At 64.1% G+C, this 11,710-nt stretch carries 13 protein-coding genes; 9 read left to right on the top strand and 4 right to left on the bottom strand.

Going from position 1 to position 11,710, the window contains the following annotated elements:
- Nucleotides 1-46: 46 nt before the first annotated feature.
- Both FO013_RS09960 and FO013_RS09955 read right to left on the bottom strand, forming a co-directional pair.
- Nucleotides 47-991, bottom strand: coding sequence for a tetratricopeptide repeat protein (locus FO013_RS09960; protein ID WP_143922637.1), 945 nt, complete (start codon nt 989-991; stop codon nt 47-49).
- A gap of 171 nt (nt 992-1,162) precedes the next feature.
- Nucleotides 1,163-2,782 (bottom strand): hypothetical protein, encoded by a 1,620-nt coding sequence (locus FO013_RS09955; protein ID WP_143922405.1) that lies wholly within the window; start codon nt 2,780-2,782, stop codon nt 1,163-1,165.
- 169 nt (nt 2,783-2,951) lie between these two features.
- Between FO013_RS09955 and orn the strand changes: the two genes are divergently transcribed.
- The 3 genes from orn to FO013_RS09940 are packed head-to-tail and all read left to right on the top strand — an operon-like array spanning nt 2,952 to nt 5,691.
- Nucleotides 2,952-3,557 (top strand): oligoribonuclease, encoded by a 606-nt coding sequence (orn, locus tag FO013_RS09950; protein WP_143922404.1) that lies wholly within the window; start codon nt 2,952-2,954, stop codon nt 3,555-3,557.
- Between the two features lie 56 nt (nt 3,558-3,613).
- Nucleotides 3,614-4,003 (top strand): ArsR/SmtB family transcription factor, encoded by a 390-nt coding sequence (locus tag FO013_RS09945; protein WP_143922403.1) that lies wholly within the window; start codon nt 3,614-3,616, stop codon nt 4,001-4,003.
- The gene (locus FO013_RS09940) at nt 4,000-5,691 is read left to right on the top strand and encodes a SulP family inorganic anion transporter (RefSeq protein ID WP_143922402.1); all 1,692 of its coding nucleotides are present in this window, start codon (nt 4,000-4,002) and stop codon (nt 5,689-5,691) included. The genes FO013_RS09945 and FO013_RS09940 overlap by 4 nt, the downstream gene beginning before the upstream one ends.
- A gap of 8 nt (nt 5,692-5,699) precedes the next feature.
- Here the strand turns inward: FO013_RS09940 and FO013_RS09935 are convergent, their stop codons facing one another.
- Together FO013_RS09935 and FO013_RS22355 are read right to left on the bottom strand one after the other, a co-directional pair.
- Nucleotides 5,700-6,620, bottom strand: a complete 921-nt coding sequence (locus FO013_RS09935; RefSeq protein ID WP_143922401.1) for an SCO6745 family protein — start codon at nt 6,618-6,620, stop codon at nt 5,700-5,702.
- 178 nt (nt 6,621-6,798) lie between these two features.
- Nucleotides 6,799-7,116, bottom strand: a complete 318-nt coding sequence (locus FO013_RS22355; protein WP_186293045.1) for an FCD domain-containing protein — start codon at nt 7,114-7,116, stop codon at nt 6,799-6,801.
- 113 nt (nt 7,117-7,229) lie between these two features.
- Here FO013_RS22355 and FO013_RS22350 point away from each other — a divergent pair, with 113 nt between their 5' ends.
- The 6 genes from FO013_RS22350 (at nt 7,230) to FO013_RS09910 (ending at nt 11,638) form a co-directional block, all read left to right on the top strand.
- Entirely contained in the window at nt 7,230-7,487 is a 258-nt protein-coding gene (locus FO013_RS22350) for a hypothetical protein (protein WP_186293044.1), read from the top strand.
- Nucleotides 7,488-7,536: 49 nt separating this feature from the next.
- Nucleotides 7,537-8,265, top strand: coding sequence for an LmeA family phospholipid-binding protein (locus tag FO013_RS09925; protein WP_143922399.1), 729 nt, complete (start codon nt 7,537-7,539; stop codon nt 8,263-8,265).
- Between the two features lie 71 nt (nt 8,266-8,336).
- The gene (locus FO013_RS22345) at nt 8,337-8,486 is read left to right on the top strand and encodes a hypothetical protein (protein ID WP_186293043.1); all 150 of its coding nucleotides are present in this window, start codon (nt 8,337-8,339) and stop codon (nt 8,484-8,486) included.
- Between the two features lie 114 nt (nt 8,487-8,600).
- Nucleotides 8,601-9,890, top strand: coding sequence for a Na+/H+ antiporter NhaA (gene nhaA, locus FO013_RS09920; protein ID WP_143922398.1), 1,290 nt, complete (start codon nt 8,601-8,603; stop codon nt 9,888-9,890).
- A 44-nt stretch (nt 9,891-9,934) separates the two neighbouring features.
- Complete coding sequence (locus tag FO013_RS09915) at nt 9,935-11,233, top strand: M20 family metallo-hydrolase (protein ID WP_143922397.1); 1,299 nt, start codon at nt 9,935-9,937, stop codon at nt 11,231-11,233.
- A 45-nt stretch (nt 11,234-11,278) separates the two neighbouring features.
- Nucleotides 11,279-11,638 (top strand): antitoxin, encoded by a 360-nt coding sequence (locus tag FO013_RS09910; protein WP_143922396.1) that lies wholly within the window; start codon nt 11,279-11,281, stop codon nt 11,636-11,638.
- The last annotated feature ends 72 nt before the right edge of the window (nt 11,639-11,710 follow it).

Below are 11,710 nucleotides of genomic sequence, written 5' to 3'. Positions count from 1 at the left end.
GCTGCGAACGCGAACAGTATGGCTGTGGTGAGACGGATTCTCTGGATCAGAACAAGGCCCTCATCAATGCTGTGCGTGCCTTGGTCACGGCCGGATCATCCGCACCCAGGACTTCGAAGAGCTCGAGAACCCGCAGTCGCAGCGCTTCCTTCTCGTCGCCCGCACTGACGCGGATCAGCGAGATCAGTCGGTTGAAGGCGCTGCTCGGGTTGCCTCCGACGATCTCTGCGTCGGCAGCCGCCTTGGCCGCCTCGGTGTCTTTCGGGTTCGCATCTGCGGTGGCGATGAGCTGCTTCGGATCGGCGTCGATGAGACGGCGGCCGAGTCCGGCTCTGGCCAGACCGAACTTCGCTTCCTCATCGGCCGGTGACGCGGCCAGAGCCGTCTTGAACAGGGACTCGGCGGTGTCGAAGTCTCCCCGGCTCAGCGCCTCTTCGGCCTCCGGGTGGGCAGGACCTGCTGGTTCCTGCTCGGCTCCGGCGACGACAGCGTGTCCGGTGACGCCGTTCTCTCCGGCGAGCTTGAGCAGCTCATCGAAGTAGGCCTTCACCTGCTGCTCGGGCAGTGCACTTTGGAACAGAGGGACAGGCTGACCTTTGACGATGGCGATGATATTCGGGATCGACTCGACGCCGAAGGCCTGCTGCAGTCGCGGATTGGCATCGACGTCGACCCTGGCCAGGACCAGCCGGCCGCCGAAGAATTCGACGACGCGCTGGACGATCGGCGAGAGCTGCTTGGCCGCTTCACTCCGGTCCGCCCACAGGTCGATGACGACGGGAACCCGATCCGACATTGCGACGACCTCGGTGAAGCTGGCCTCGTCGACGTCGAAGGTCAGCGCCGGCACGGCAACCGCATTCGGGTCAGCAGGTCCGCCGGCGGCCTGTCCTTGTCCACCGGACCGCTCCTCATGTGGCAGGTTTCTGCTGCGCACCGCGGACAGATCGAGTCCTTGGTTGGGCTGCGTGTTGTCCTGCGAGGGATCCATTGACACGTGGTCTCCTTTGTTACGGGAAGTGCGAATTTCTACGGTGCGCGTCCGTCGGGAGCTCTCCGGTCCAGACGTTCGTCGGGACCTCTCAAACTCGGGCGGAGCTGATGACATCCAGCATAGAACGTATCAACATCGCCGGGCCTGCGACTATTCTTCCGGTTCGGACTATTCCAGTTCGGCTCCGCTGAGAGTCTCCAGTCCGCCGATGAGGCGCGCCTTGCCGTCCTTGGGAACGAGGAACGTCAGGACCTGAGTCGTCTTAGTCGTCACCGGCTGCTGGGTGCTGTCGGATCCGGTCAGCTCATTCTGTGGGCTCGAGAGCGTCAGAGTTCCGGTGCGTCCGTCAACGGATTCCGGAGAGATCGTGGACTCGGCCTCGATGACTCCGGTGACGACAGCGGCATCGCCTGCAGTTCCCTGCGCGACGATCTCCTTGCCAGGCGTGTACTTGTACTTGACCTCGGCCTTGCCGTCTTCTGCGCTCTGCTTCTGCGCCTGCTGGTTCTTCCAGATCGACTTCGAGAAGTCATCGGACTCGAACTTCTTCGCTTCCTTCGAGTCCTTCCCCGAGCCCAGCGCCTTCGCGTAGTCGGACACAGCCTTCTCTGGTGTCATCGCGAAGTCCTTGGCCTTGGGATCAAGGAGCTGCGAGCCCTGCCTGGCATCGGGGATCTCCGGCAGTTCCGTGCCCGGGACCAGCTGGGTCTGCGACCACAGCTTGTAATCGGAGCGTGGATCTTCCTGAGTCAGGACGAGCAGCTGGGTGTCTTTGCCCGCCGAGGTGATGAGACTGGTCATGCGCGGCCAGGAGTCGGTGGCCGCGGTGTAGTTGACGACGACCTTCTCGTTGGCCACTGCCGGCGGCAGCTTCTGATCCTTGACCTTCTTCTTCACCTTGTAGGCGTCCTCGCGCTGCTGCAGGGCGGGCCCTGCAGCGCTCTTCTTCAGCTCGGTGCTGTCTGTACCCTTGTCGGCGGCTTTGATGTCGTCGGCCACGGAGTCGAGGATCCGTTTGGCCTGGTCGTCATTGACTCCGGCTGCAGCAGAGCTCGGGGCTTCCGAAGGCTCAGGCTTGGGCAGCTCTTCGGGCCCGCAGGCGCTGAGAGCCAGAACCGGAACGATCGCGAATGCGGTTCCGTATTCTGCCAACTTGCGACGGCGCTCCTGACGGGCCGTGCGCCGGTTCTTCTCCTTCTTCGCACTGTTGCGGTTGAAGAAGAGGACGACGAGGCCGCCGACGAACAACGCGCCTCCGATGATCATCAGCGGAATTGCCCACGGAGTCTCCGCATGGCTGGGCCAGGAGATGGTGACGGTCTTGACGTCGCCCGGCTCACCGCTGCCGGCGATGAGGAAGCCTGTCCGGTTCGCGTCGTCGGTCCAATCAAGGGTCACGGAGTCGGTTCCGGTGACTTCGGAGGTCCAGAGATCCGCCCCGGCCGGGTTGGGCACCTTGGCCTTGCCGTCCTGGGCCTTCACCGTCAGTTTGCCCTCGGGTGCCAGACCGGTCACATGCGCCGAAGCCGAGTCGCCCACCCAGGCCTCGACGTTCTCGGCCGGTGCCTGAGCGATCGTGAGATCCCCCGAGCCCTTGACTTCGAGTGTTGCGGGGGTTTCGTAGAGATTGAGCATGCCGGGGTCGATGACGACGGCCGGTGTGTCTGCATCGATCTCTGTGGTCGCGGTGATCTGGTCGTCCGGCGCCCACAGGGTCTTCTGCAGAATACCGAGGCCTCCGACAACGACACCCACCACCATGAGAATCACAGCAAGTGTGTAGCGCACGTACGAACCCTTCCCTCAACAAAGTGTCTTCTGGCCCCACGTTCACTCGTGGGACAGTCCAAGTTTAAGTCACTGCGCGCGCATTGGTTTTGTGCGTGTACTCAGCGTGTGTCGGTGCGCACAGCCAGACGAAATGCTCAGAGCCGCCACTCTGCCTTAAGCTGGACTGGTGAGCAACGACAAAATTGTGTGGATCGACTGTGAAATGACCGGCCTCGACGAAGTCAGGGACGAGCTCATCGAAGTGGCGGCTGTCGTCACCGACTTCGACCTCACCCCCCTCGACGAGGGCATCGACATCGTCATCAGGCCCTCCGCAGCGGCGCTGGAGAACATGAACGACTTCGTCACTCAGATGCACACGAGCTCCGGACTCATCACCGAACTCGATGCCGGCACGACGGTCGCCGAGGCGCAGACCCAGGTGCTCGAGTACATCAAGAAGCACGTCCCGGAGTCGGGCAAGGCACCGCTGGGCGGCAACTCAGTGGGCACCGACAAGGTCTTCCTCACGAAGCAGATGCCCGAGCTCGTCGATCACCTCCACTACCGGATCATCGACGTGTCCTCGATCAAGGAACTGAGCAAGCAGTGGTTCCCCCGCGCCTACTTCCAGTCCCCGGAGAAGCATGGCGGCCATCGCGCACTCGGCGACATCCTCGACTCGATCGTGGAGCTCCAGTACTACCGCCGGGCTGTCTTCTCCGCCGAAGGACCCACATCGGACGAGGCGAAGTCCATCGCCGCCGAGGTGGGCTCACACATCTCCCGCTGAATCAGCCTGAGAGCCATTCGCCACTTCAGGCGATCATGTGAAATGATGATTTCATCATGCCACTAAGTCACCTGCAGCGCCCTCTCTACGAGGTCAAGGCGAACCTGTTCAAAGGGTTGGCCCACCCCTATCGGATTCGGATCCTCGAACTCCTCGCCGGTGCTCCGGAGGTCAGTGTCACCGACCTGCAGTCCGAGACCGAGCTCGAAGCCTCCCACCTGTCCCAGCACCTCGCCGTTCTGCGCCGACACCGCCTGGTCGAATCCGAGCGGCGGGCCAGTCATGTCTACTACCGTCTGGCCGACCGACGCACCGCCGAGCTGCTCTCCGTGGCCCGGTCACTGCTGCTGTCGATGCTCGAAGACGACGAGGGGCGTCTGGCCGAGGCCCAGACGCTGCCGCAGATTCCAGGCGGCCCCGCGTCCGCTAGCGAGTCTGCTTCATGAGCTCATCCCCCACCGCCTCGGCGGCCGTACTCAGCGGCCTGAGACGGGCACGCTCACTGCTGCCCAGCGTCTCTGACTACAGCGAGACCCGCCGGTCGTGGCCGAAGGACCTCGTCGCCGGCGTCACCGTCGGCATCGTCGCACTTCCGCTGGCGCTCGGCTTCGGTGTGAGCTCAGGACTCACCGCGGAGCAGGGCCTGATCACGGCGATCGTGGCGGGCCTCCTGGCTGCGGTCTTCGGCGGTTCACATGTCCAGATCTCGGGACCGACCGGCGCCATGGCCGTCGTGCTCGTGCCCATCGTCGCCACCCAGGGCCCCGAGGCTGTGGTGGCGGTGACGCTCATCGCCGGGATCATCGTCGTCGCCGCGGGACTGCTGCGTCTGGGACGTGCGGTCTCCTTCATTCCCTGGCCAGTGATCGAGGGATTCACCCTGGGAATTGCGGCCATCATCTTCTTGCAGCAGATCCCGTTCGTCACGACGGCGACCGATGCGCAGCCTGGTGAGCACAGCACGAATGCACTTGTCGCGGCAGGTCAGCTCATCGGCGAGGCCGACTGGTCCTATCTGCCCTACTCGCTGACGGCGGTCGCGATCGTCGTCGCATGCATGGTCATCGCGCCGAAGATCCATCCCTCGATCCCCGGATCGCTCGTCGGCATCATCATCGTCACGGTCCTTGCCGCACTCCTTTCCAACCCCCTCGCGACCATCGGAGAGATTCCACGCTCGTTGCCGCTGCCCAGCATTCCCGACATCGACCTCGGCGCCATCGGCGGGCTGCTGCCTGCTGCGGGAACGATCGCCGCGCTGGCCGCCATCGAATCGCTGCTCTCCGCCCGGGTGGCCTCCTCGATGTCGGCCTCCGGTGCCTGCCGTCCCGACCGGGAGCTCGTCGGACAGGGAATCGCGTCCATCGGCTCTTCACTCTTCGGCGGCATGCCCGCCACCGGTGCGATCGCCCGCACCTCTGTCAATATCCGTGCCGGTGGTCGCACCAGGCTGGCATCGATCGTGCACGCCCTCGTCCTGCTCGCCATCGTCCTCGCCGCAGCCGCGCCGGTGGGGCAGATTCCCCTCGCAGCTCTGGGCGGCGTCCTCTTCGTCACCGCCGTGAGGATGGTTCACCTGACTACGGTCCGAGCCATCATGCGCTCAACGCGCTCAGATGCCGTCGGCTTCATCGTCACCGCGCTGATCACGATCTCCTTCGACCTCATCGTCGCCGTCGGAATCGGAATGGCCGTGGCAGCCGCTTTTGCTCTGCGCAACCTCTCCCAGACGACCGGAGTCACGATCGAAGAGGTCTCCGCCGGAGCCTCCGCACATCCCGGCGATGACTCGATCTCGATCGTGCGCTTCGACGGGCCCCTGTTCTTCGCCTCATCCGACCGCATCTTCGACGAAGTCATGGAGCTGGACGGAAACGTGGTGGTGATTCTGCGGATGTCCCAGCTCGAACTCGTCGATGCCTCCGGCGCCCGCATCCTCGCCGAGGTTGTGCACGCCTTCGAACGCCGCGGGATCACGGTGCTCATCAAGGGAGTCAAGGACTCCCACGTCGATCTGTTCCGGCACGTCGGGGTCCTTCGTGCACTCAGGGACAAGAGGCATCTCTTCGATGATCTGCCCAGTGCGATCGAGCATGCCCGCTCACATGTGGAGCGGGCATCGGCTCGAAGCTGAGGCGCGCCTCAGCTGGTCTTCTTCGCCGGCTGGGCGAAGACCGAGGATGGGAAGGCTCCTGACTGCGCCAGCACCTTGATCAGACTGCGGCTGGGAGACACGAGTGCCTCGATCTCCTCGTCGGTCAATGCTGACCAGGCGGCGGCCACGGTGCCGTCGGTGAGCTGCTCGACCTGTTCCTTCAGGTCACGTCCTGCATCGGTGATGGCAGGCAGGTCGAAGCCGCGTTCGTCTTCACCGACGGTGAGGAGACCGGCTTCGGCCAGGCGCGCCTGCGCAGCCTTCCATTCCTCATCGGTGTACCCGCGGGTCTTCTGCGCCGCACGCGGTTTGAAGGAGGCACCTGTGGCAACGTCGAGCATAAGTGCGTCGATGCCTGGAACACCCGCAGTCACGAGCGAGGCGACGTGACCGTCGCCGCGGAATTCCCTGGCGATGGTGGCCACGTTCCACAGCTGCTCGAATGCGGTCTTCGGCTGATGGGCGGCCAGTGCGTCTGTCGTAGCCTGGGCCAGTGCCCGGCCCGAGAAATCCATGTTCGCCAGCACCGGGGCCATGGCCGTGGCCAGCTCCGTGGCCGCCTCGGTGAGCAGTGCGATGTCCTCGCGAGCGTCGAAGAGCTCGGCCATGAAGGCTGACACTGCATCGAAGCGCACCTGCACCATGGTCTCGGGAGAGACCTTGTCCCACAGTTTCGGGAACTGGGTTGAGAGATAGGAATGTGAGTAGTTGTAGTAGGCGGCGCTGATGACGCCGGCGTTCACACGACCCATCGGGGCAGATCGTGCCACCAGATTCCCTTCGACCCCGGGTTCGAGTCCGTGCTTGGCATATTCCCGGCCCACGGTCTCGGAGAAGTACATGGCCGAGTGGAATGAGTTGAGGCGGGAGGAGACGGTCCTGATGTTCTTCGTGCGCTGCGAGTTCATGGTGCCAATCCTAAGGTCAGGTGGTCGCATCTTGCGGTCAGCGATCAGCTGCGTCGATGCCTGTGGTCGTGGCGAACCAGTGGATGTGGGCCGCGCATTCGCGCCGGGCCCGGTCGGCATCGCCGGCGAGAATGCCCTCGAGGAGACCGGCGTGTTGCCTCGTGAGCTCGGCCTGCACCTAGGACCGGTCGTCGGTGGCGGCGGCAGCCGCGCAGACATAGTCGAGGATGCTGCTCGACAGTGAGGCGAGGATGATGTCGGTGACCGGATTTCCTGCCACGGCACACAGTTCACGATGGAATCTGGCGTCGAGATCATGGAAGCGCTCTGTGGCGATGCCGGGATCGCGCATCTCGGCCAGGAGTTCACCGGCTCGTCGGAGGTGGACATCGCTCGGTTGAGGTGTCCGCGTATTCTGACCGGTCTCGTCTTGGACGACGGCCTTCGCGGCGCTGGCGACCGCATCGGAATCGAGGACGACGCGCGTCGTCAGCACGTCTGCCGGCACGATATGCCGGGCCGAGACGTGAAACCTCAGTGCCCGCGACAGGCCCACCGCAGGTTCGGAGACGATGACCGATCCGGCTCTTGGTCCCGATTGGAGGTCAGATGCACATCGACTCGGGAAAGTTTGCCCAAGCCGAACCCGTGATCGCCGCCCACGCCCGCGCCTTCTCGAGCACAGAATGGGACGTCGCAGTCGCACCCTCGGCCTCCTGCGTGGCCCCCCTGGGACATCAGCAGCCCATGGTCGCCAGGCGGATGGGCAATGAAGCTCTGGCCACGGAGGCTGCCGACATCGAACTCAAACGTGTCGAAGGCGGCCACGGTCCGCGAACCCTCGACGTGGTCATTGTCGATACGTGAGTCGGCCCCGGCACGACACAGGCTATCGCTGTCCGGGAGAATGGGGTCCATGACGACGGCCCGAACTCTGGAGTACCCGCACGAACCACCTCGACGGAGAACTCGCCGGACGACGCTCATCGTCACCGCGGTCATCGTCGTGGCCACCCTCCTCGTCGGCTTCATCGCCGCCGATCGGGTGGTCGACTTCACCACCGAACAGAAGATCGCCGCCTCTCTCGAGCCCTACGGCGATGCCGATGTGAACGTCGAGGGCTTCCCCGTGCTGACGCAGATGGCCGGGGGGACTCTCGACACCGTTCATGTCACTGCTGATCGGGCGCAGTACGAGAACGTCGACTTCACCGACGTCGATGCCAAGCTCTTCGACGTTCCCGTCGATACCTCACGCCCGATCGGCACGGTTGAGGCGAGCGCGGTGATTCCGTTGTCGACGATCGACTCTCTGGCCACCGAACACGCCTCGCTGCCCGAGGGCATGGCATTCACCACGGTCGACGGCGGGCTCTACCTCCAAGGCTCGCTGCTCGGACAGGATCTGCTCATCGGCATCGAATCGAAGGCTGAGTCACGACGGGCTGTGGTCAACGCCACGTCGATCAGACTCGGATCAGCCGAGGTCGACATCGACTCGCTCCCTTCGTTTCTGACCTCGTCGATCTCAGACATCGTCATCGACCTCGATTTCCTGCCCGTCGGCCTTGAGCTCACTGACATCGAGGCCACTGATGCCGGTCTGGAGATCAGCCTCCACGGCACCGGCGTCTCAGTGAAATGAGGCGGGGACGACTCGAGGCAGGCCATGGATGAATGTGCGAGAGCAACCTGTTTTCGCATAGACTGACGGTGATGACTCCCACAATGCTCGGCGCCGTATTCACACCGAAGGTGTGGGTCCTGGGACACCCGGGCACCAACGGCTATATCACTTCGTGGGGCATGATGCTGTCGGGGACAGCTCCATTTCCGGCCGGTGAACGACTCCGGCCCACTTTCTGAGCAGACCGCCATGAGCACGACCGCCTCGGCGCTCGATCACTGACCGCTCTGACAGATCACCCGCACATATTCGGGCCGGAGAAACACATCTTCCGGCAACGAAATGGATTCACTGTGACTTCACCATCTCCAGCACCTGGCACCAGCTTGCGCCTATTCGCTTCTCTGCGCAGGGACACCGTCGGCGGCGGACTCCTCGTCATCGCCGCCGTCGTGGCCCTCATCTGGGCGAACTCTCCCCTCGCGGACTCATACTTCGCTCTCAGAGACGTCGAGGTCGGCCCCGCCGCCTGGCACCTGCAGCTGAGCCTGGGAACCTGGGCTGCCGACGGCCTGCTCGCGATCTTCTTCTTCCTCGTCGGGGTGGAGCTGAAGACCGAATTCACCCACGGAGATCTGCGCAGATTCCGCACGGCCGTCGTCCCGATCACCGCCGCAGCCGGCGGCGTCATCGTCCCTGCCCTGATCTACACGGTTCTCCTGATCTCCCACCCGGAGACGCTGCGCGGATGGGCGATTCCCACGGCCACGGACATCGCATTCGCTGTCGCGATCCTCGCGATCATCGGCTCCCACCTGCCCAAGGCTCTGCGCATCTTCCTCCTCACCCTCGCCGCCGTCGATGACCTGCTGGCTATCGGCATCATCGCCGTCTTCTACACCGAGACCATCTCTGTCGTTCCACTCCTGGCATCTGTCGCGGTCATCGTCGTCTACGGTCTCATCGCCGCCCGCTTCAGAACGTTCTTCGTCGACCGAGCCCGGGCTGCGTGGGTGATTCTGCTGCCCCTCGGGCTCATCGCCTGGGCGCTCATGCACGCCTCCGGTGTCCATGCGACGATTGCCGGTGTGCTGCTCGGGTTCATGATCCCCGCCCTGGCCAGCCGCCGACGCAGTGGTCAGGATCGGCAGGCCGATGACGACGACCGCCCGAACCTCGCCGAGGTGCTCGAACACCGCCTGCGGCCACTGTCCGCGGGATTCGCGGTGCCCGTGTTCGCATTCTTCGCCGCGGGTGTGGCTGTGGGCGGACTCGAGGGCCTGGCCACTGCGTTCTCCCAGCCGTTGACCTTTGCGATCATCGCGGCCCTGGTCGTCGGCAAACCGGTGGGGATCCTGGCATCGGCGTGGCTGGTCACCAGATTCACCTCGGCGGGCGTGGACCCGAGTCTGAGGTGGCCGGATCTGGCCGGTGTCGGTCTGCTCGCCGGAATCGGGTTCACGGTCTCCCTCCTCGTCGCCGAACTCAGCTTCATCCCCGGCTCCCCCGAACACGACTATGCGAAGGTCGCAGTCCTCAGCGCTTCAGTCATCGCCGCAGTGTTGGCCACTCTGATCTTGGGCAGCCGGAACTCTCGATACCGCAAGGCTGAGGGCGCTACCCTGAGTGTGGACCACCTCTGAGGACCGCACACCACCACTGACGGCACCACCAGAAAGGCTCAACGATGAGCACGATCACCCCCGTAGGCGAACGTTTCGGCTCAGAACTCGCCGGACTCGCAACCCTCGTCGATTCCGAGCGTCCGGGTTGGACGAGGCGGGCGCTGAGCGAGTTCGACATCGCCGGACGCGACTATGCCCGCACCCTGATGAAGCAGGCAGGGCTGGCGACCCGAGTCGACGGGGCAGGAAACGTGATCGGGGTTCTTCCCGGTCGCCTCGGCGGGCAGGAGATCATGCTCGGATCCCACACCGACACCGTTGACGGCGGCGGCCGCTTCGATGGGATCACCGGTGTCCTCGGTGCCATCGAGGTCGTGCGGCTGCTGCGGGAGAACAATGTTCGCCTCGACCATGACCTCGTGGTCGTGGTCTTCTTCAACGAGGAGCCCAACGACTTCGGCTTCTTCTGCGTGGGCTCCCGGGCGATGACTGGACTCGTCGACCGCACAACCCTGGCCGCCACAGACACCAGCGGTCGCAGCCTCGCCGCTGCTCTGCCGGACTCCGGCATCGACCCGGAAGCCTTCTTAGACGCGCGCTACGACTTCTCGAAGGTCACCGCCTTCCTCGAACTCCACATCGAGCAGGGACCTGAGCTGGAACGGCTCGGCAAACAGATCGGCGTCGTTGAGACGATCACCGGCATCAACCACTTCAAGGCGCTCTTCACCGGCCGCCAGGACCATGCAGGCACGACCCCGATGGATGTCCGTGCCGACGCAGGGTGTGCCGCTGCCGGCACGGTGCTCGCCGTCGAATCGATCGCTGAGTCAGGGACGAACACCCGCGGCACGAGTGGTCAGATCCAGTTCACTCCGGAAGCCGTGAACGTCGTTTCGGCCAATGCCAGCGTCGAGGGAGAGTTCCGCGGCCCCGACGGTTCTTGGCTGCATGAGGCACAGCGCAGGCTCACCGATGCTGCCGGGGAGAATGCTGACAAGCGCGGTGTGCGTGTGGAGATGGAATGGACGACGGACGATGCGCCGGTGCCCCTGCACGAACCGATCACTTCGACCATCGCCGAGGTGGCCGATGACCTTGGTCATTCCAGGGCCACAATGTTCTCCGGTGCCGGCCACGACGCGGGAATCATCGCCGCCAAGACGCAGGTGGGAATGATCTTCGTTCCCTCACAAGATGGCCGCAGTCACTGTCCCGAGGAATTCACCGAACTCGATGACATCCTGCCCGGAATCGAGGTCCTGCTCGAGACTGTGCTGCGCCTCGACGGAGCTGCACCTGCAGGCGGGCCCGCAGCGTCCGGTGGGGCTGCGCGGTCAGGTGGAGCACAGTCAGTGTGACTAAGATCGGTGGTGACACGACCGTCTGCTGAGAAGGGCCACATCATGCCATTCGACAAGTTCATCAACAAGGCCAAGAACCTGGCCAATGACCCGAAGATTCGCGAAAAGCTCAACTCCGAAAAAGGAGAGAAGGCCACTGATTCGATTCTCGACAAGGCCGCAGGAGTCGCCGAGTCCCTGACCAAGGGCAAGCACACCGACAAGATCCAGAAGGCCCGAGACGCCGCCGATCGTGCAGTCGGCAGCGATGGCAAGTCGGAGAACAACCAGTCCGATGGCCAGCGCCCGGCCGGCGATCAGCGCCCTGGTGACAACCAGCGCCCAACTGACGAGCAGCGTCCCTCCGGCGAACACCGACCCGATGTGAATCGTCGCAACGACGAGGGAGAAACTCGCCCCTGAAGATTCCCTTCTCGCAGAATCCGTCCTCGGTTCGAAGAGGCCGGCGTCCATATCCCCTGGAACCAAGGGTCG

It is taken from the genome of Brevibacterium aurantiacum (genome assembly GCF_007558825.1).
GTDB lineage: Bacteria > Actinomycetota > Actinomycetes > Actinomycetales > Brevibacteriaceae > Brevibacterium > Brevibacterium aurantiacum_A.
The sequence above is the reverse complement of the archived record's forward strand: the minus strand, read 5'-3'. Positions and strand labels throughout refer to the sequence as shown.